This is a genomic window from Bradyrhizobium sp. SSBR45G, assembly GCF_030159255.1.
In the GTDB taxonomy this organism is placed as follows: Bacteria; Pseudomonadota; Alphaproteobacteria; order Rhizobiales; family Xanthobacteraceae; genus Bradyrhizobium.
Window position 1 is genome coordinate 14,745 of the sequence record NZ_BSCT01000010.1, and the last position, 18,189, is coordinate 32,933.

The 18,189-nt window shown below is 66.2% G+C and carries 19 protein-coding genes; 13 read left to right on the forward strand and 6 right to left on the reverse strand.

The window, feature by feature from the left end; all coding sequences use genetic code 11:
- Positions 1 to 103 precede the first annotated feature (103 nt).
- Positions 104 to 1,360, reverse strand: a complete 1,257-nt coding sequence (locus QQL87_RS14550) for a TadE/TadG family type IV pilus assembly protein (protein ID WP_284422811.1) — start codon at positions 1,358 to 1,360, stop codon at positions 104 to 106.
- A gap of 158 nt (positions 1,361 to 1,518) precedes the next feature.
- Between QQL87_RS14550 and QQL87_RS14555 the strand changes: the two genes are divergently transcribed.
- Entirely contained in the window at positions 1,519 to 1,929 is a 411-nt protein-coding gene (locus QQL87_RS14555; RefSeq protein ID WP_284422812.1) for a (deoxy)nucleoside triphosphate pyrophosphohydrolase, read from the forward strand.
- Positions 1,930 to 1,961: 32 nt separating this feature from the next.
- Here the strand turns inward: QQL87_RS14555 and QQL87_RS14560 are convergent, their stop codons facing one another.
- Entirely contained in the window at positions 1,962 to 2,819 is an 858-nt protein-coding gene (locus QQL87_RS14560) for a methyltransferase domain-containing protein (RefSeq protein WP_284422813.1), read from the reverse strand.
- A gap of 122 nt (positions 2,820 to 2,941) precedes the next feature.
- Here QQL87_RS14560 and QQL87_RS14565 point away from each other — a divergent pair, with 122 nt between their 5' ends.
- The 6 genes from QQL87_RS14565 to QQL87_RS14590 all read left to right on the forward strand — a co-directional run bounded on the left by QQL87_RS14565 (position 2,942) and on the right by QQL87_RS14590 (position 6,592).
- Positions 2,942 to 3,532 carry a macro domain-containing protein gene (locus tag QQL87_RS14565; protein WP_284422814.1) on the forward strand — a complete coding sequence of 197 codons (591 nt, stop codon included), beginning with the start codon at positions 2,942 to 2,944 and terminating at the stop codon, positions 3,530 to 3,532.
- On the forward strand, positions 3,516 to 4,304 hold the full coding sequence (locus QQL87_RS14570) for a ComF family protein (RefSeq protein WP_284422815.1): 789 nt from the start codon (positions 3,516 to 3,518) through the stop codon (positions 4,302 to 4,304). Before QQL87_RS14565 ends, QQL87_RS14570 begins: the two co-directional genes overlap by 17 nt.
- Positions 4,305 to 4,333: 29 nt before the next feature.
- The gene (gene grxC, locus QQL87_RS14575) at positions 4,334 to 4,609 is read left to right on the forward strand and encodes a glutaredoxin 3 (protein ID WP_284422816.1); all 276 of its coding nucleotides are present in this window, start codon (positions 4,334 to 4,336) and stop codon (positions 4,607 to 4,609) included.
- A complete protein-coding gene (locus QQL87_RS14580; RefSeq protein WP_284422817.1) occupies positions 4,606 to 5,484 on the forward strand; it encodes a carbon-nitrogen hydrolase family protein in 879 nt (292 codons plus the stop codon). Before grxC ends, QQL87_RS14580 begins: the two co-directional genes overlap by 4 nt.
- A complete protein-coding gene (locus tag QQL87_RS14585) occupies positions 5,481 to 5,969 on the forward strand; it encodes a DUF1178 family protein (protein WP_284422818.1) in 489 nt (162 codons plus the stop codon). Before QQL87_RS14580 ends, QQL87_RS14585 begins: the two co-directional genes overlap by 4 nt.
- A 185-nt stretch (positions 5,970 to 6,154) precedes the next feature.
- Complete coding sequence (locus QQL87_RS14590) at positions 6,155 to 6,592, forward strand: EamA family transporter (protein WP_284422819.1); 438 nt, start codon at positions 6,155 to 6,157, stop codon at positions 6,590 to 6,592.
- Here the strand turns inward: QQL87_RS14590 and QQL87_RS14595 are convergent, their stop codons facing one another.
- Positions 6,593 to 7,492: an EamA family transporter gene (locus QQL87_RS14595; protein ID WP_284422820.1), complete on the reverse strand. Its 900-nt coding sequence runs from the start codon at positions 7,490 to 7,492 to the stop codon at positions 6,593 to 6,595. It lies immediately after the preceding gene.
- A 240-nt stretch (positions 7,493 to 7,732) separates the two neighbouring features.
- Between QQL87_RS14595 and QQL87_RS14600 the strand changes: the two genes are divergently transcribed.
- A complete protein-coding gene (locus tag QQL87_RS14600; RefSeq protein ID WP_284422868.1) occupies positions 7,733 to 8,014 on the forward strand; it encodes a GIY-YIG nuclease family protein in 282 nt (93 codons plus the stop codon).
- Between the two features lie 353 nt (positions 8,015 to 8,367).
- On the opposite strand, the gene ubiG is transcribed toward QQL87_RS14600, so the two are convergent.
- Together ubiG and QQL87_RS14610 are read right to left on the reverse strand one after the other, a co-directional pair.
- Positions 8,368 to 9,132: a bifunctional 2-polyprenyl-6-hydroxyphenol methylase/3-demethylubiquinol 3-O-methyltransferase UbiG gene (ubiG, locus tag QQL87_RS14605; protein ID WP_502871174.1), complete on the reverse strand. Its 765-nt coding sequence runs from the start codon at positions 9,130 to 9,132 to the stop codon at positions 8,368 to 8,370.
- Between the two features lie 47 nt (positions 9,133 to 9,179).
- The gene (locus QQL87_RS14610; RefSeq protein WP_284422822.1) at positions 9,180 to 9,647 is read right to left on the reverse strand and encodes a PH domain-containing protein; all 468 of its coding nucleotides are present in this window, start codon (positions 9,645 to 9,647) and stop codon (positions 9,180 to 9,182) included.
- A 146-nt stretch (positions 9,648 to 9,793) separates the two neighbouring features.
- Between QQL87_RS14610 and QQL87_RS14615 the strand changes: the two genes are divergently transcribed.
- The 5 genes from QQL87_RS14615 (at position 9,794) to QQL87_RS14635 (ending at position 17,281) form a co-directional block, all read left to right on the forward strand.
- The gene (locus tag QQL87_RS14615; RefSeq protein ID WP_284422823.1) at positions 9,794 to 11,050 is read left to right on the forward strand and encodes an aspartate kinase; all 1,257 of its coding nucleotides are present in this window, start codon (positions 9,794 to 9,796) and stop codon (positions 11,048 to 11,050) included.
- A 301-nt stretch (positions 11,051 to 11,351) separates the two neighbouring features.
- Positions 11,352 to 13,619: a phosphoenolpyruvate--protein phosphotransferase gene (ptsP, locus tag QQL87_RS14620; protein WP_284422824.1), complete on the forward strand. Its 2,268-nt coding sequence runs from the start codon at positions 11,352 to 11,354 to the stop codon at positions 13,617 to 13,619.
- A 60-nt stretch (positions 13,620 to 13,679) separates the two neighbouring features.
- On the forward strand, positions 13,680 to 14,765 hold the full coding sequence (prfA, locus tag QQL87_RS14625; RefSeq protein ID WP_284422825.1) for a peptide chain release factor 1: 1,086 nt from the start codon (positions 13,680 to 13,682) through the stop codon (positions 14,763 to 14,765).
- A gap of 193 nt (positions 14,766 to 14,958) precedes the next feature.
- A complete protein-coding gene (gene prmC, locus QQL87_RS14630) occupies positions 14,959 to 15,846 on the forward strand; it encodes a peptide chain release factor N(5)-glutamine methyltransferase (protein WP_284422826.1) in 888 nt (295 codons plus the stop codon).
- A gap of 568 nt (positions 15,847 to 16,414) precedes the next feature.
- On the forward strand, positions 16,415 to 17,281 hold the full coding sequence (locus QQL87_RS14635; protein ID WP_284422827.1) for a DUF4167 domain-containing protein: 867 nt from the start codon (positions 16,415 to 16,417) through the stop codon (positions 17,279 to 17,281).
- Between the two features lie 94 nt (positions 17,282 to 17,375).
- Here the strand turns inward: QQL87_RS14635 and QQL87_RS14640 are convergent, their stop codons facing one another.
- On the reverse strand, positions 17,376 to 18,143 hold the full coding sequence (locus QQL87_RS14640) for a class I SAM-dependent methyltransferase (RefSeq protein WP_284422869.1): 768 nt from the start codon (positions 18,141 to 18,143) through the stop codon (positions 17,376 to 17,378).
- Between the last annotated feature and the right edge of the window lie 46 nt (positions 18,144 to 18,189).

Sequence of the window (18,189 nt, forward strand, 5' to 3'; positions counted from 1 at the left end):
CCGGCAGCGATCAACCTGCAATACGCGCGGCCGCGACAGCCTTCTTGAACAGCGCATTCATCGCGTCCGCGATGACCGCCGGCCGCGCGGGATACCGGGGCCGTCAGTTCGTCAGCCGGACCGGCGAGGCCTTGTTGAACAGGGTGGTGAACGAGTTCTGGATCGTCGCGACGTCGGAGGCGATCATGAAGTTGCTGCCGGCACAGGATTTCAGCGCGATCGGGATGTCGTCGACGCGGGTGGCGCCGCCGAGGCTGCCGGGCTGGCCGAGCGTCGCGTTGTACCCCCAATCCCAAGTCATCGGGTAATAGGGCGTATTGATGATCGCGATCGTCACGCCGTTGCTCTTGAAGGTGTTGCAGAAGCTGGTGTTGAACACGCGCACCTGCGATCGCAGCGAGGTCTGGGAGGTCCAGGCGCGCGTCGGATCATTGACGCCGTCGGTTGCGATGATCACCATCTTCTGCGGACTGCCCGAGGTTGAGCCGTCGCCGCCAGTCCCGACGCTGGCGACAAAGCTGCTGATCAGGCTGTCGAACGGCGTGGCGGCCGCCGCGTCATTATAAGCAAGCCCCGGCGCCGGAAAATTGTTCGCGACCGAGGTGAAGCTCGAGGTCAGCGGCGACATCTGCGTGAGCTGGTTGTCGAACGACCACAGGCCGACCTTGACGTAGTTCTTGTAGACGGAGCTGCTGTTCAGATAGGTCAGCAGATTCTGCACCCCCTGATTGACCACCTGGTAGCGCAGCAGCACGTTGTTCTTCAGCGCATAGCTGTAGGAGTCGGTGCCGTCCGTCGTCTCGTGGCAGGCCAGCGTGCAGCCGGTCCCGTTGTTCATCTGGGTGATGCCGGCCTGCGTTGCCGGCAGCAGCATGGACGACGAGATGTCGACCAGCAGATAGACGTTCAGATAGGGCTGCATCGTGGCCGATGAGGTCGACTGGGCAGACAGAGTCATGGTCGGGAAGCCGACCAGCCGCATGAAGGAGGTGTTCATGACGCTGGTCGTCGATCCGACGCCGGACAGGGTGCGGCCGCTGGCCGTGAAAGTGATGGTCGGTGTGGCGCTGATCCCGGCCGTGTTGCCGGCGAAGAAGGAGGACGCCGCAGCCTGGGCCTTGGCGATCGCCGAGGCCTGGCTGGCCCCTGAATCCAGCGCGGCCTTTCCGGCCGCGACACCGGCCAGCACGGCTTCATCGATGGCCAGCTGCAGCTTGGCCCGCAGCCGGTTGGCCATGGAATAGTCAACCCCGGCACCGACGAAGGCCAGCACCGGCACACAGGTGATGGCGAAGAGGATCGCGATGTTGCCACGCTGGTCGTGGCCGAAACGTCGAAGATGATCCAGCAGCCAATGCATCCGATGAGCCCGCCAAGAGAGGATGGAACTCATATTGCGGCGTCGCGGTTAAGGGCCGCTTGCGGCGTTTCCATAGGCTTCCATCGCGTTCCGTAGATTTGCGGCGATCGGTCGAATGGGTTAACGCTGCGTATATTCGCCAACAGCCTTGCCGATCCATGCCCGACCTGAAGCTCACTCTGGTGGTCGCCTGCGCGCTCATCGACACCGACAACCGCGTGCTGCTGGCGCAGCGGCCGCCCGGCAAGACGCTCGCCGGTCTCTGGGAGTTTCCCGGCGGCAAGCTCGAGCCCGGCGAGCGGCCCGAAGCCAGCCTGATCCGCGAGCTCGACGAGGAGCTCGGCATCACCGTGCGCGAAGCGTGCCTCGCGCCGCTGACCTTCGCGAGCCACGCCTATGAGACGTTCCATTTGCTGATGCCGCTCTACATCTGCCGGCGCTGGGAGGGTCAGGTGGTCGCGCGCGAGGGCCAGCAATTGGCCTGGGTGCGGCCGAACAAGCTGCGCGACTATCCGATGCCGCCGGCGGACATTCCGCTGCTGCCGCACCTGATTGATTTGTTGATGTGAGTCGGCGCTGCGCCCGGCGATGACGCGTTTCGCTACTCGTCGTTCCCCACGCTTGGGCTCCGCTTCACCGCCGCCTCCAGGCTCGCCGTCGCCGAACCCGGCTTCAGCGGCTTCTGCTGGCTCTCGTGCGGCGCCCAGCCGGACAGCCAGATGACATCGAAGGTGGCGCGGATGCGGCCGTCGGGATCGGCGAAGCGCTCGGAATAGATCTTTGCCATGCGCAGCAACGTCGCGCGGCGCATTGGCATCCGCCGCCGCTCGACGAGGCTGTTGGCGGCGCCCATGCGGCGGAGGTCCTGCATCAGGCCGAACGCGCTGGCATAGCGCACCACCACCCGATCGACGTCGGTGACCGGCAGCGCAAATCCTGCTCGCTGCAACAGGCCGCCGACATCGCGCAGGTCGGCGAACGGCGCGACGCGCGGCGATACGCCGCCCTCGCATTCCGCCTCGGCGGCGGCGAACGACTGACGGAGCTCGGTGAGCGTATCACCGCCGATCATCGCGGCCAGCAACAGGCCATCGGGACGTAGCGCGCGGCGGATCTGCACCAGCAGGCCTGGCAGATCGTTGACGAACTGGAACGCCAGGGCCGATAGCGCGAGATCGAGCGATTGCGGGACGAGCGGCAACCGCTCGTCGGCCGTGTCGGGCGGCGCAAGATGCGCGAGCTCCGGGAGTCGTCCGGAAAGATACGGCCTCAATCCCGCGCCCGGCGTCCAGACGTCGGCAGCCGCCGTGAACGAGCGGTTCACCGCCGCAAGGCGATCCTCAAGATCCTCGGCAACGCGGTCCAGCAGGAACGTCTCGGGCGCGTTCGCAGCCCGCCGCTGCCTGAGCGCAAGCAAGCGACGATCGAACAGAACGGGAGCGGTGGCAGGCTGGGTCATCGCCGCTGGTTACGACGATCCTCGCGACCGGGCAATGCGCCGCTTGAGCCCGGTCTGGGGCCACGCTAACCTCTGACGTCCCAAGCCAAAATAGTGGCATTCGCCGACGGATCCTTGCGATCATGCTCACGGTCCACCTTCGCGACATCAGCATCGAGGTGGTCGAAGCCTGGCGTTCGGCATTCTCGGACGTTGGCGAGGTCCTGGTCTCTCACGGAAGCATTCTGGACCAGCAGGCCGATGCCATCGTCAGCCCGGCGAACAGCTTCGGCTTCATGGATGGCGGCATCGACCTGCACTATGCGCGCTTCTTCGGTTGGCAGATCGAGACCGAGCTGCGCGAGCTGTTGGCCGCGCACCATTACGGCGAGCTTCCGGTCGGACAGGCCGTGATCCTCCCGACCGGACACCCGGAGCTTCGCTATCTCGTCAGCGCACCGACCATGCGCGTGCCATCGCGCATCGACGGAACACCGAACGTCTATCTGGCCTTCCGTGCCGCTCTCATTGCGGTCCAGATGCACAACGAGAGCGGGGCCACGCCGATCACGTCCCTGCTGGCACCGGGCATGGGCACCGGCATCGGGGCCGTGCGGCCACGGCAGGCCGCACGCCAGATGCGAGCGGCCTATGATGCGATCATCGGCGAGCATGGACGCAGGGGCAGGACGGCGCGCGCCATCCTGGGCGAGCATCATGATCTCCTTGCCTGATCCGGTTCGCTCCGTTCTTGGTTCGGTCCGCGGCGCGATGGCCCACGCCGCCAGGCTCGCGCTCGATATTGCGCTGCCGACCCTGTGCATCGCCTGCCGGGAGCCGGTCGACGGCGAGGGCGTCTGCGCCGCGTGCTGGGGCAAGCTGTCGTTCATCGAGCGGCCGTATTGTCCGAAGCTCGGCATCCCCTTCGTATACGACCCCGGCCCCGAGCTGCTGTCGATGGAGGCCATCGCGGCGCCTCCGGCCTATGCGCGCGCCCGCGCCGCAGTCCGCTACGACGAGATTGCTGGCACCCTGGTGCACGCGCTGAAATATCAGGACCGCACCGATCTGGCGCCGATCATGGGCCGCTGGATGGCGCGCGCGGGCCGCGAGCTGCTGGCCGATGCCGACGTGCTGGTCCCGGTGCCGTTGCATTGGCGGCGCGGCTTTTCCCGCCGCTACAACCAGTCCGGTGCGCTGGCGCGGGTGATCGCCCGATCCAGTGGCGTGAGAATGCAGGGCGACGCGCTGCGTCGCGTGCGTGCGACCGAGCAGCAGGTCGGCCTGTCGCGGCCCCAGCGCGCCAGCAATGTGCAGGGCGCATTCCAGGTATCAGCAGACCGCCTGCATGATGTGCAGGGGCGTCGCGTCGTGATCATCGACGATGTTCTGACCACCGGCGCGACGGTGAATGCCTGCGCCCGCGCTTTGCTGCGCGCCAAGGCAGCCGAGGTCAGCGTGCTGGTCTTCGCCCGGGTTGTCGATGCCCCCCGCGCTCCCATATAATCCATTGTTCCGTAACAGCTGAGCGCGACATGACCTCTGCGATCGAAATCTATACCCGTCCGGGGTGCGGCTACTGCACGGCCGCCAAATCGCTTCTGACCCGCAAGAACGTTCCCTTCACCGAGCACGATGCCGGCAAGGATCCGACGATCCGGCAGCAGATGTATGACCGTGTCGGCCCCGGCTCGACCTTTCCGCAGATCTTCATTGGCAAGACCCATATCGGCGGCTGCGACGATCTCTATGCGCTCGATCGCGAGGGCAGGCTCGACGCCATGCTGACGGGAGACAAGGCGACATCATGAGCAACGACCGCAGCTTTACCGCCGCCATGGTGCAGATGCGCACCTCGCTGCTGCCCGAGCCGAGCCTCGAGCAGGGCACTAGGCTGATCCGGGAAGCGGTCGCGCAAGGCGCCCAATACGTCCAGACGCCGGAAGTGAGCAACATGATGCAGCTCAACCGGACGGCGCTGTTCGCGCAGCTCAAGAGCGAGGAGGATGATCCCTCGCTGAAGGCCTACCGTGCGCTGGCCAAGGAGCTGAACATTCATCTGCACATCGGATCACTGGCGCTGCGCTTCTCCGCAGAAAAGGCCGTGAACCGCTCCTTCCTGATCGGGCCCGACGGCAATGTGCTGGCGAGCTACGACAAGATCCACATGTTCGACATCGACCTGCCGGGCGGCGAGAGCTATCGCGAGTCGGCCAATTACCAGCCGGGCGAGACGGCGGTGATCTCCGACCTGCCGTGGGGCCGGATCGGACTGACGATCTGCTACGATGTGCGCTTCCCGGCGCTGTATCGCGCGCTGGCCGAGAGCGGAGCGTCCTTCATCACCGTCCCCTCCGCCTTCACCCGCAAGACCGGCGAGGCGCACTGGCACACGCTGCTGCGCGCCCGCGCCATCGAGACCGGCTGCTTCGTGTTCGCCGCCGCCCAATGCGGGCTGCATGAGAACAAGCGCGAGACCTTCGGCCACTCGCTGATCATCGACCCCTGGGGCGAGATTCTCGCCGAAGGCGGCGTCGAGCCTGGCGTGATCCTGGCGCGCATCGATCCCGCCCGCGTCGAGAGCGTACGCCAGACCATCCCGTCGCTACAGCACGGCCGCCGGTTCGGCCTCGCCGACCCCAAGGCCGGTCCGGACCACCTGCACCTGGTGCGGGGCTCGGCATGATCCGCTACGCGCTGCGCTGCGAGCGTGACCACAGCTTCGAAAGCTGGTTTCAGAGCTCGTCGGCCTACGACTCGCAGGTGAAGCGCAAGCTGGTGGAATGCCCGGCCTGCGGCTCGACCAAGGTCGAAAAGGCGATCATGGCGCCGCGCATCGTCAGCAAGAAGGGCCGCGAGGTGACCCCGGAGCCGCCGCCGGCGGCCCCTGTTCCGGTGCCGGCGCAGGAGGTGATCCCGCCGGGATCGACGGCGCTGATGATGGCGCAGGAGCGCGAGCTGCGCGCCAAGCTCAAGGAGCTGCGCGACCACATCGTCAAGAACGCCGACGATGTCGGCGAGCGTTTCCCGACCGAAGCCCGCAAGATGCATTACGGCGAGGCCGAGCACCGGCCGATCTACGGCGAAGCCTCGCTCGACGAGGCGCGCGAGCTGATCGAGGAAGGCATCGAGGTCGCCCCGATCCCGGTGCTGCCGGACGATCGGAATTGAGGCGCGGCTCGTCATTAGGCGACAGGCCGCCGATGATGCGCGCGCGATCTCGGCAGTTGTTCGTCATTGCGAGCACAGCGAAGCAATCCAGAGTCTCGCACGCAGCCCTGGATTGCTTCGCTGTGCTCGCAATGACGGTGGAAAGATCTCGACCTGAATCGCCCCTCTTCGCCTGAGCGACATTGATGTCCCCCCTCTCCTCCTCCTGGCAACTCTGGGCTCTGCTGTCGGCGCTGTTCGCCGCACTGACGGCGATCTTCGCCAAGGTCGGCGTCGAGGGCATCAACTCCGATCTCGCCACCCTGATCCGCACCACGATCGTGCTGGTGACGCTGGCCATGATCCTGTTTGCGACTGGGCAGCTCACGAGCCCCGGACCGATCTCGCCACGAAGCTGGCTGTTCCTGACGCTGTCGGCGCTCGGCACCGGCGCGTCCTGGCTGTGCTATTTTCGCGCGCTCAAGCTCGGGCCGGCCACCCTGGTAGCACCGATCGACAAGCTCAGCGTCGTGCTCGTCGCGTTGTTCGGCGTCGTCTTCCTCGGCGAACGGCCGTCGCCGCAGGGCTGGATCGGTATCGCAATGATCGCGGCCGGCGCCGTCCTGATCGCGATCAAGGGCTGACTACACGGCGATCAACAGCGCCACGCCGGCCACGATCAGTCCGATGCCGCAGAGCTCGCGCAGCGAGACCGGCTGCTTGAACGAGTAGTACGACACGGCTTGCGCGAACAGCACCTCGATCAGCGCCAGCGTGCGGACGTTCGCCGCCGCGGTCAACGCAAACGCCAGGAACCAGAATTGCGAGGCAAACGCGCCGACGAAGCCGGCCAGCATTGACGGGCGCCACAGCGACAGGATCCCACGCAGGATGTCCGGCGCCCGCGCCAGCAGATAGACGGTGAGAATCAGCGTCTGCGTGAACAGGCCCCAGACCAGGGTGGTGGACGCCGCCGTGACGAAGGAGACGCCTTCGACGTTGATGATGGCGCCGCGGAAGCCGACGGCCGATAGTGCGAACGCCGCAGCAGCGACCAGCCCGGTGACCGTCGGCTTCAACTCGGCAAAGCTCTTTTCGCCACCCGGCCGCAGCGCCGTGATGACGACGCCGATGGTGGCGATCAGGATCGCGACCATCTTGGGCACCGAGAGCGGATCGCCGAGAAAGACGAAGCCGAAAATGGCGGTCTGGATCGCCTCCGTCTTCAGATAGGCCGTGGTCACGACGAAGGACCGGTCGGTCATCGCCAGCAGCATCAGTCCGGTGCCGATGATCTGGCTGAGCGCGCCGAGCAGCAGCCACGGCCAGAACGCGGCCGACGGCCACGGCAGGCGATCGCCGGTCGCCAGCAGCACCGCGGTCAGGAACACCAGCGAGAACGGAAACCCGAACAGGAAGCGGATGTTGGTCGCGCCCCAGGTGCCGAGCTTCGCCGTCAACGACCGCTGCATCGCATTGCGCGCGACCTGACCGGCCGCGGCCACCAGCGTGAAGGGAATCCAGAGCGAGGTGATCGAGAACATGCGGGGCACGGAGCGGCTGTGAGGGCCGGCCACCGTGACCAGCGCGGCGCGCCGGGTCAACCGTGCAGGCGGCAATTCAGCCGCATGTCAGGATTGCAATGGGCGTCAGGGGCGGCACTGCGCCTCCTGCGTTTTGTGGTAACCTCGCGCAACAAAGACGGTGTCGTCCCTGCGAACGCAGGGACCCATAGCCACCGGCTTCGGTTGTTTTCGACAATCCATCCAAGTGATGGTGCGGCAATGTACTACGTCTATATTCTGGCGAGCGGCCGTCACGGCACACTTTATATTGGCGTGACCAACTCGATCCAGATGCGCCTTCAACAGCACCGCGACGGCCACGGCTCACAATTCGTCAAGAAGTACGGAGTCTTCCGCCTCGTCTACGTCGAAACCTATGCCACCGCCGAAGAAGCGATCACCCGCGAGAAGCAGCTCAAACGCTGGAAGCGCGACTGGAAAATCGAGCTGATCGAGCGCGACAATCTCGAATGGCGCGATCTCAGGGACCTGATCTGCTAGCGTGCCCCAAACCACTCCCTGTGGTTATGGGTCCCTGCGTTCGCAGGGACGACACCGGTTATGGGGTGAGGGGCGGGCTGCACCGACGACACCACGGGTGAGACCGGCGAAAGGAACAAGGCTGTCGTCCCGGGCAAGCCCGGTGACGCGAAGCGTCAGCGGGCGCAGACCCGGGACCCATACCGCGTGATCTGTCTTGAGGCAGGATAGACGTTGAACCTCTCGCGCGACGGTAGGCCCGCTATCGACCTGATCCCCCAGCGTGCCCTGAACTGCTCCCTGGGGTTATGGGTCCCTGCGTTCGCAGGGACGACACCGGTTGTGGAGTGACATACGGGCAGAATCAGAGCTGATCACACCATCTGCTCGGCCACCATCATGTAGTTCACGTCCATGTCGGACGACAGGCTCCAGCGGTCGGCGAAGGGGCTGTAGACGACGCCGCTCTGCTCGGTGATGACGAGGCGGTTGTCGAGCAGGTGTTTCGTCAGCTCGTCCGGGGTGACGAACTTGCTCCATTCATGCGTGCCGCGCGGCAGCCAGCGCAGCACATATTCGGCGCCGACGATGGCGAGTGCAAAACTCTTCCAGTTGCGGTTCAGGGTCGAGACCACCATCATCCCGCCCGGCTTCAGCACGGCGGCGCAGCGGCCGAGAAAGGCGCCGACGTCGGTGACGTGCTCGACGACCTCCATCGCCAGCACGATGTCGAAGCGCTCCCGCGGGTCCATCTCCTCGATCGTGGTGCAGCGGTAATCGATCGAGAGGTGCCCCTTCTCGGCGTGGAGCCTGGCGGCGGCGATGTTGCTGGCGGAGGGATCGACGCCGACCACCTGCGCGCCGAGCCGCGTGAACGGCTCGCACAACAGCCCCGCGCCACAGCCGATGTCGAGCATCCGCAGACCCGAGAGGCAGTTGAGGCTCTTGGCGTTGCGCTCGAACTTCCGGCAGGCGGCGTCGCGAATGTAGGTCAGGCGCAGCGGGTTGATCTTGTGCAGGGGCGCCATCTTGCCCTTGGGATCCCACCAGGTCTCGGACAGTTTCGAGAACTTGGCGATCTCCGAGGGATCGACGGTCGAGCCCGGAGAAGCGGGGGTGCTGCGGGAATCCTGAGGCATTGTCATCGCTGAATACTCAATGGTCTGATCTAACGCGCCGTGAAGGGCTAGCGTGCCGTGATGGCGTTCCGGAACGCCAGCGGCTCTGCGATGGTCGAAATGGTTTCCTTGCCTTCACCCACACCCAAGATGGTGACGTCACCGTAGTTGAGAATCCGTCCCATGATGGTCTGGTTCACGTCGACGCTCTCGACCTTGTCGAGCGCCATTTCGAAGGTACGGCGCTTGATGAAACCGGTTTTGTGGACCACGCGGCGGTTGGTGACGTCGGTCTCGGTGGTCAGCCGGTGGAACCAGGCCCGGACCGTCCAATACAGCGAGACCAGGGCGATCACGGCCGCAGTGGCCAGGCACAGCATCACGAGGTTGTCGTTCAGGGTCATGCGGGAGAGGACGAGCAGTCCGAACACGACGATCCAGGCCCCGATCGCCGGAAGGTAGAAAACCCAGTGCGCATTGGTCGAATACAGCACCTTCTCTCCGGGTTGCAGGATCTCGTCGATGTAACGCGCCATTCCAAGCCTCTACCTCACCCTGTCACCACAAGGAACCGTCTTGCCCCCGGCCTCCGCGCTATGTATACGCGCGTTTCGGCGGGCGCGCCTCCGGTTTCGCGCTGGGCCGGTCAACTTATCCTCCTGATGGGAATGAGCGCGTCGTCATGGGTCGCCTCGTGCTGAAATTCGGCGGCACATCCGTCGCCAACATCGACCGCATCCGCAACGTCGCGCGCCACGTCAAGCGCGAGGTCGATGCCGGCCACGAGGTGGCGGTCGTGGTCTCCGCGATGTCCGGCAAGACCAACGAACTGGTGGCCTGGTGCACCGAAGCCTCGGCGATGCACGACGCGCGCGAATACGACGCCGTGGTGGCCTCGGGCGAGCAGGTCACGTCCGGCCTGCTGGCGATCGTGCTGCAGGGCATGGGCATCCAGGCCCGCTCATGGCAGGGCTGGCAGATCCCGATCAAGACCAGCGACGCCCATGCCTCGGCCCGCATCGTCGACATCGACGGCTCCGAGCTGGTCAAGCGGTTCCAGGAGCGCAAGGAGGTCGCGGTCATCGCCGGCTTCCAGGGCATCAACGCCGACACGGGGCGAATCACCACGCTCGGCCGCGGTGGCTCGGACACCTCGGCCGTGGCGATCGCCGCCGCCATCAAGGCCGACCGCTGCGACATCTATACCGACGTCGACGGCGTCTACACCACCGACCCCCGCGTCGTGCCGAAGGCCAAGCGGCTCGACAAGATCGCCTTCGAGGACATGCTGGAGCTGGCGTCCCAGGGCGCCAAGGTCCTGCAGGTCCGCTCGGTGGAACTGGGCATGGTCCACAACATGCCGATCTTCGTCCGCTCCTCATTCGACAAGCCCGAGGATATCGACCCGCACGCCAACCAGCCGCCGGGGACGCTGATCTGCAGCGAGGAACAAATCATGGAAAATCACGTCGTCACCGGCATCGCCTTCTCCAAGGACGAGGCCCAGATCTCGGTGCGCCAGATCGAGGACAAGCCGGGCGTCGCCGCCTCGATCTTCGGGCCGCTGGCGGATGCCAACATCAATGTCGACATGATCGTCCAGAACGTCTCCGAGGACGGCAAGACCACCGACCTCACCTTCACCGTGCCGGCCACCGACTACAACCGGGCCCGCGAGACGATCGCCGCCGCCAAGGACAAGATCGGCTACCAGCGATTGGATACCGCGACCGACGTCGCCAAGGTCTCGGTGATCGGCTCGGGCATGCGCAGCCATGCCGGCGTCGCGGCCCAGGGTTTCGCGGCGCTGGCCGCCCGCAACATCAACATCCGCGCGATCACGACCTCCGAGATCAAATTCTCGGTGCTGATCGACGCCGCCTATACCGAGCTGGCCGTCCGCACGCTGCATACCCTCTACGGACTGGACCAGGCCTAGAAAATTCTCCTCCGTCGCGTCCGATGTCCCGATTTGCAACAGCGGAACATCGGGCAGACGTGCGCGAAAATCGTTGACGCCGCCGCCGGTGGCAGGCGTTTTGCTTGGCAAAACAAGCCCTAATTCGCTATACGCCTCGCAGGATGGCTGCCGCGAACTGTGCTCCAGTGATGATTGTCCTGATTCGGACCGGCACTCTCAGCGTGCGGCGGTGGTGAATCAAGAAAGCTGTTCGATTTCGCGAGTTTAGCGCCAGCGCGGCTGATCGCCGGGCTGGTCCCAGGAAGGGGGATTGTGCCACATGCGAAGCACGTCGGGAGGCCCCCGCGTCCTGCTCAGACGGCTTCGCGAGACCATGGCGGAGCAGGTCTCGGCGCAGGAGCGGCTCGACAAGATCGTGGTCCTGATCGCGGCCAACATGGTCGCGGAGGTCTGTTCGGTCTATGTGCTGCGCGTCGACAATACGCTCGAGCTCTATGCCACCGAAGGTCTGAACCGCGACGCCGTCCATATCACGGTGATGAGCGCGCATGAGGGCCTGGTCGGCCTCGTCGCCAGCGAGGCCACCCCGCTCAATCTGAGCGACGCACACAGCCACCCCGCCTTCTCCTACCGTCCGGAGACGGGCGAAGAGATCTACCACTCCTTCCTGGGCGTGCCGATCCTGCGCGCCGGCAACACGCTCGGCGTGCTGGTGGTGCAGAACCGCGCCAAGCGCACCTATGTCGAGGAAGAGGTCGAGGCGCTGCAGACCACGGCGATGGTGCTCGCCGAGATGATCGCCTCGGGCGAGCTCGCCGCGCTGGCGCAGCCCGGCGCCGAGCCGGCGGTCCGGCACTCCGTGCACAAGACCGGCGCGGTGCTGTCGGACGGCATCGCGCTCGGCCATGTCGTGCTCCACGAGCCGCGCGTCGTCGTCAACAACTACATCGCCGAGGACCTGCCGAAGGAGATCAAGCGGCTCGATGCAGCTCTCGTCAAGCTGCGCGCCGATCTCGACCGCATGCTGGAGCGCGGCGACGTCGCCGATGGCGGCGAGCATCGCGAGGTGCTCGAAGCCTATCGGATGTTCGCCAACGACCAGGGCTGGTCGCACAAGCTGCACGAGGCGGTGGCCACCGGCCTCACCGCCGAGGCCGCCGTCGAGCGCGTGCAGTCCGACACCCGCGCCCGCATGCTGCGCTCGACCGATCCCTATCTGCGCGAGCGCCTGCATGATCTCGAGGACCTCGGCTACCGGCTGCTGCGCCAGCTGGTCGGCCAGGACCACGCGCCGAGCCGCGAGCACCTGCCCGACAACGCCATCCTGATCGCGCGCGCGATGGGTCCGGCGGCGCTGCTCGACTACGACCGCAAGCGGCTGCGCGGCCTGGTGCTGGAGGAAGGCACGGCCAATTCTCACGTCGCGATCGTGGCGCGCGCGCTCGGCATTCCCGCGGTCGGCGAGGTGCCGAACGCGCCGGGCATCGCCGATCCCGGCGACGCCATCATCGTCGACGGCACCTCAGGCTCGATCTATGTGCGACCGTCGGCCGAGATCGAATCCGCCTATGCCGAGCGGGTGCGGTTCCGCGCCCGCCGCCAGGCGCAATACAGCGAGCTGCGCAACAAGCCCTGCAAGACCAAGGACGGCCAGCCGATCGAGCTGATGATCAATGCCGGCCTCGTGATCGACCTGCCCCACATCGAGGACACCGGCAGCGCCGGCATCGGCCTGTTCCGCACCGAGCTGCAGTTCATGGTGTCTGCGAGCCTGCCGCGCTCCAGCGACCAGCTGGCGCTGTACCGCACGGTTCTCGACGCGGCCGGCTCCAGGCCTGTCACGTTCCGGACACTCGACATCGGCGGCGACAAGGCGTTGCCGTACATGGAAACGGTGATCGAGGAGAATCCGGCGCTCGGCTGGCGCGCGATCCGCCTCGGGCTGGATCGTCCGGGCCTGTTGCGCGGGCAGATCCGGGCGCTGCTGCGCGCCGGCGGCGGCCGCTCGCTGCGCATCATGTTCCCGATGATCTCGGAGGTCGCCGAGTTCGATACTGCGAAGGCGATCGTCGAGCGCGAGCTGACCTATCTGCGCCAGCACGGCCACACGCTGCCGGAGCGCGTCGACGTCGGCACCATGCTCGAAGTGCCGGCGCTGCTTTATCAGATGGACGAGCTGCTCGCGAAGGTCGACTTCATCTCGGTCGGCTCCAACGACCTGTTCCAATTCCTGTTCGCGGTCGACCGCGGCAATGCCAAGGTCTCCGAGCGCTTCGACACGCTGTCGACGCCGATCCTGCGGGCGCTGCAGGAGATCGTGCGCAAGGCCAAGGCAGCCAAGCGGTCGGTGTCGCTGTGCGGCGAAATGGCGTCCAAGCCGATCGGCGCGCTGGCGCTGATCGCGCTCGGCTACCGCTCGCTGTCGTTGTCGGCGACCGCCCATGGCCCGGTGAAGGCGATGATCCTCGAGCTCGACGCCGCCAAGGCCGAGACGAAGATGGCCGAGTGGCTGGCGGCACCGGCCGGCAGCTTCTCGATGCGGCAGAAGCTGACCGAGTTCGCCGAGAGCGAAGGCCTCGCGCTGTAGCGGGCCGGTCGCGCGTCGCGTCTTCCGTCCGTATCGTTCGCTCCTAGATTAGATTGCATCATGTCGTCGCTCCCCGAAGCCAAACTGGACGTTCTGCTCGCGCATCATGCCTCGCTGGAGGCGGAGCTGCTCGGCCAGGTCAACTCCGAGCGCTACGTGCAGATCACCCGCGAGCTCGCCGAGCTCAATCCGCTGATCGAGGCGGTGAAGGCTTATCGTGCGGGAGTCAAAGAACTCGCCGACACCGAGGCCCTGATCGCGGACCCGGCCACCGATGCCGAGATGCGCGCGATGGCCGAGACCGAGCGCGACGAGCTGGTCGCGCGCCGCGGCGAGCTGGAGCAGCAGATCCGCGTCGCGCTGCTGCCCAAGGACGCGATGGACGACCGCAACGTCGTGCTCGAAATCCGCGCCGGCACCGGCGGCGACGAGGCCTCGCTGTTCGCCGGCGACCTGTTCCGCATGTATGAGCGCTTCGCTGCCCTGCAGGGCTGGAAGGTCGAGGTGATCTCGGCCTCGGAAGGCACCGTCGGCGGCTACAAGGAAATCATCGCCGAGGTGCAGGGCCGTGGCGCCTTCGCCAAGCTGAAATTCGAATCCGGCGTGCATCGCGTGCAGCGCGTGCCCGATACCGAGACGCAGGGCCGAATCCATACCTCCGCGGCGACGGTGGCCGTGCTGCCCGAGGTCCAGGATGTCGACGTCGACATCAAGCAGGACGATTTGCGCATCGAGACCATGCGGGCGCAGGGCGCCGGCGGCCAGCACGTCAACAAGACGGAATCGGCAATCCGCATCACCCACATCCCGACCGGCATCGTCGTGATGATGCAGGACAGCCGTTCGCAGCATAAGAACCGCGCCTCGGCGATGAACATCCTGCGCTCGCGCATCTACGACGCCGAGCAGCAGAAGCTGGACGCCGCGCGCTCGGCCGAGCGCAAGGAGAAGGTCGGTTCCGGCGACCGCTCGGAGCGCATCCGCACCTATAATTTCCCGCAAGGCCGCGTCACCGACCACCGCATCAACCTGACGCTCTACAAGCTGCCGCAGGTGATCGCCGGTGAGGCCTTGGGCGAGTTGATCGACGCGCTGACGACCGAGCACCAGGCGGCGCAGCTTGCGGCCCAGGGCGCGGCGGCGTGAGGCGCGACTGCGCGCTGCCGGAAACAATGCGACCCTGCCTCGCCACCCACGATGTCGTCCCGGCGAACGCCGGGACCCATAACCACCGGCTTCAGTGGTTGTCACGGAAGGCAACTCCGACCGCCCGTCCCGCTCTTGCACGGCGTATGGATCCCCGCTTTCGCGGGGATGACCCGTGGAGAGAGCGTTCGCGATGACGGAGATCATCGCTGGCGCGACCGTCGATGCGGCGCGGCGGACGCTGGCAGCGCGGTTCGCAGCCGCGGCTCTCGATTCGCCCGAGCTCGACGCGCGGCTGCTCATCGGCCACGTGCTGCAGCTCGACCTGACCGGCCTCGTGGTGCATGGCCAACGTCCGCTCTCCGCTGCCGATGCTGTGCAGCTGGAAACGCTGGTGCAGCGCCGGCTGGCCGGCGAGCCGGTCGCCCGGATTCGCGGCATCAAGGAGTTCTGGGGCCTGGAGCTGGCGCTGTCGGCCGATACGCTGGTGCCGCGGCCGGACACCGAGACCGTGGTCGAGCTCGCGCTGGAGTATCTCGCATCCGGAGGCGACCTGACGCGGCGGCTGCGCATCGCCGATCTCGGCACCGGCTCTGGCGCCATTTTGCTGGCGCTGCTGTCCGAGCTGCCGCACGCCATCGGCATCGGCACCGACATCAGCATCGGCGCGCTTCAGACCGCGCGGCAGAATGCGCGGAGCCACGGGCTTGGCGACCGTGCCGGCTTCGTCGCCTGCTCCTACGCATCAGCCCTCTCAGCTCCTTTCGACCTGATCGTCTCCAACCCGCCCTACATCCCGCGCGATGACATCGGCGATCTCGCCATCGACGTCCGCGCCCACGATCCGCTGCGCGCGCTCGACGGCGGCGCCGATGGACTCGACGCCTACCGGGCCCTGATTCCGCAGGCCGCAGGGCTGCTCGCAATCGACGGCGCGCTGATCGTGGAGGTCGGCCAGGGCCAGAGCGCCGACGTCGCCGGTCTCATGAAACAGGCTGGGTTGGCGGCCGATTCGGCGACCATCAAGGCCGATCTTGGAGGTATTCCAAGGGCAGTCATGGCGCTAAAAAAGGTCCGCTAAAGGCTGGTCGATCCAGAAAAAGCTCTTGGAATATCCCCCGGGAGCGACTACGTTCCTTTCATAGCATCGGCGCAGGCCCCGCTGAGCGGTATTCAAGGAACACCGCCGCGGAGAGAGATGCCAGAGAGCCGCGCCGGGCGATTGGTTCCAGAACGCAGATCTGATGAGCGCGAGAGCCGAGCGGCTGCGCAGCCCACGACTGCAAAGCGAACGAAAGCCTGACTTTGCACTTGAGGTCTTACGCGAAGCAAACTGGGTCGGTCGTGGCGCGTGTCGCCCTGGCTGCCTGATGACGTGGTTCGCCGGCCGAGAGGGCTGGTGGGTGGGGAACGCGTGTTGAACGCGCTTTTGTCGAGCGAATCGGCTGTCGATCACATCGGCATGGATGCGAACCGGCATAGGTCCAGGCCGGCATGTCGGAACCGGCATGCGTCGGATGGCACCCCATGGACCGCGCGCCAAGCGCCCGGGCCGCAATACAGCATTTCACGACGGTATCGGTACTCCGATGACAATTAGTGCTCTGACAATCAGTGCTCCTATCGCAGGGTTGGAATAAAGGCAGGACATGAGAAACGGTCAAAACAACAAGCGGATGCGCAACCGCAACAGCGGCGGGAATAACAACAACAATAACCGGCGCGGCCAGAATCCGCTGACCAGGGTGTTCGAGTCCAACGGGCCGGACATCAAGATCCGCGGCACCGCCTCTCATGTCGCCGAGAAATACGTCCAGCTTGCCCGCGACGCCCGCTCCTCGGGGGATCCTGTTGCCGCCGAGAACTACTACCAGCACGCCGAGCACTATTTCCGCCTGATCGCGGCGGCCCAGGAGCAGTTCCGCCAGAACCAGCCGCAGCCGCGCAGCACCGATGACCTGACCGTCGACGACCTCGACGATGATGGCGAGAGCTTTTCGAATTTCGGCCAGGAGCCCGGCTTCGTTCCTGCCCAGCCGCAACCTCAGCCTCAGCCTCAGCCGTTCATGCGCGAGGGCGGCCAGCGCGAGCGTGGCGACAACCAGCAGCCCTATCAGCGTGATCCGCAGCAGCCGCGTGAGCACCGCGAAGCGCGCGAGCATCGCCAACCCCGAGAGCATCGCGAGCCGAGAGAGCCGCGGGAGCTTCGCGAGCCACGGGAGCCTCGTGAGCAGCGCGACCCCCAGGAGCATCGCGAGCGGGAGCCGCGCGAGCACCGCGAACGTCCCCAGCCCGCCCAGTATCAGCCGCAACCGCAGCCTGTGATCGCCGACAGCGGGGTAGACCGTTTGCCGTCCTTCATCACCGGCCCGCAGCCGCAGATCGCCAGCGCACCGGCGGCCTTCGAGGGCGCCGCCGAGCGCTATCCGCGCCGCCGCCGCCGTCCGCATGGCCCGCGTCCGGAGGCCGCTGCAGCGGCCCCTGCCCCGAGCGAGGATCTCAATTCCGGCGAGTGATCGTTCCGATCCATCGTGACGTGACGAAGCGGGCAGGCCAAGCGGCCTGCCCGCTTTTTCGTGCGCGCATCAAGATGTCCTCAGCCGGCGCAGATCAGCGCTGGTCATCCGAAGCGGGGTGAGAACTGAGATTGGAGCCTTGCGCTGACGGTGCCGGCGTCAGCACCGGCTCGAGGCGCGGGATCAGCCTGATGCGCTCGCGCCGCGCCGGGATCACGCGATAGACCTGCTTGGTCGCCTCGACGATGTGAACCCCGGCAAACGGCAGCGACAGCGCCGCGCCGACCCGCTCCCAGGCCATCGCCGACTTCAGGAACCAGCCGCCGACCGGCGGCATGAACAGCGCCTCGCCCCAGGCGCTCGGCGTGAACCAGGTCTGCCGCAGCAGTTGGGTGATCTGCGAGCGCGAATAGGGCCGGCCGTGACCGAACGGGGTGTTGTCGGTGCGGGTCCAGACGCCGCGCCGGTTGGGTATCACGATGATCATGCGTCCCGCTGGCGCCAGCACCCGCCACATTTCGCGCAGCAGCCCGGCGGGATCATCCGACATTTCCAGCGCATGCACGATCAGGATACGGTCGACGGCGGCATCCGGCAGCGGCAGCGAGAACTCGTCGACCAGCGAGGCCAGCGTGGGCCGGGCCGTCGGCCACTTCAGCACGCCCTGCGCGGCCGGCATGAAGGCAATGCAACGTTCCGAATCCTCCCGGAACAGGCCCAGATACGGCGTCGGGTAGCCGATGCCGAGCACGCGCTGCCCGGCCGCGCTCGGCCAGCGCGCGCGGATGCCGCGGTTGATCAGGAGCCGGGCGACGATCCCGAGGCGACCCGAATAGAAATTCCGCAGATCGATCACGTCCATGAACATGAATGTACCATGCCGCAGCAGCCCGCCGCGCGCCCAATAT

Coding starts and splice junctions, on each gene's coding strand:
- QQL87_RS14595 (WP_284422820.1), bottom strand. CDS start 7,492: ATGTTCTCGATCACCTCGCTCTGGATTCCCTTCACGCTGGTGGCCGCG.
- QQL87_RS14580 (WP_284422817.1), top strand. CDS start 4,606: ATGAGCAACGACCGCAGCTTTACCGCCGCCATGGTGCAGATGCGCACC.
- QQL87_RS14555 (WP_284422812.1), top strand. CDS start 1,519: ATGCCCGACCTGAAGCTCACTCTGGTGGTCGCCTGCGCGCTCATCGAC.
- QQL87_RS14615 (WP_284422823.1), top strand. CDS start 9,794: ATGGGTCGCCTCGTGCTGAAATTCGGCGGCACATCCGTCGCCAACATC.
- QQL87_RS14565 (WP_284422814.1), top strand. CDS start 2,942: ATGCTCACGGTCCACCTTCGCGACATCAGCATCGAGGTGGTCGAAGCC.
- ubiG (WP_502871174.1), bottom strand. CDS start 9,132: ATGCCTCAGGATTCCCGCAGCACCCCCGCTTCTCCGGGCTCGACCGTC.
- grxC (WP_284422816.1), top strand. CDS start 4,334: ATGACCTCTGCGATCGAAATCTATACCCGTCCGGGGTGCGGCTACTGC.
- QQL87_RS14585 (WP_284422818.1), top strand. CDS start 5,481: ATGATCCGCTACGCGCTGCGCTGCGAGCGTGACCACAGCTTCGAAAGC.
- QQL87_RS14610 (WP_284422822.1), bottom strand. CDS start 9,647: ATGGCGCGTTACATCGACGAGATCCTGCAACCCGGAGAGAAGGTGCTG.
- QQL87_RS14570 (WP_284422815.1), top strand. CDS start 3,516: ATGATCTCCTTGCCTGATCCGGTTCGCTCCGTTCTTGGTTCGGTCCGC.
- QQL87_RS14550 (WP_284422811.1), bottom strand. CDS start 1,360: ATGCATTGGCTGCTGGATCATCTTCGACGTTTCGGCCACGACCAGCGT.
- QQL87_RS14560 (WP_284422813.1), bottom strand. CDS start 2,819: ATGACCCAGCCTGCCACCGCTCCCGTTCTGTTCGATCGTCGCTTGCTT.
- QQL87_RS14635 (WP_284422827.1), top strand. CDS start 16,415: ATGAGAAACGGTCAAAACAACAAGCGGATGCGCAACCGCAACAGCGGC.
- QQL87_RS14640 (WP_284422869.1), bottom strand. CDS start 18,143: ATGGACGTGATCGATCTGCGGAATTTCTATTCGGGTCGCCTCGGGATC.
- QQL87_RS14590 (WP_284422819.1), top strand. CDS start 6,155: ATGTCCCCCCTCTCCTCCTCCTGGCAACTCTGGGCTCTGCTGTCGGCG.
- prmC (WP_284422826.1), top strand. CDS start 14,959: ATGACGGAGATCATCGCTGGCGCGACCGTCGATGCGGCGCGGCGGACG.
- QQL87_RS14600 (WP_284422868.1), top strand. CDS start 7,733: ATGTACTACGTCTATATTCTGGCGAGCGGCCGTCACGGCACACTTTAT.
- prfA (WP_284422825.1), top strand. CDS start 13,680: ATGTCGTCGCTCCCCGAAGCCAAACTGGACGTTCTGCTCGCGCATCAT.
- ptsP (WP_284422824.1), top strand. CDS start 11,352: ATGCGAAGCACGTCGGGAGGCCCCCGCGTCCTGCTCAGACGGCTTCGC.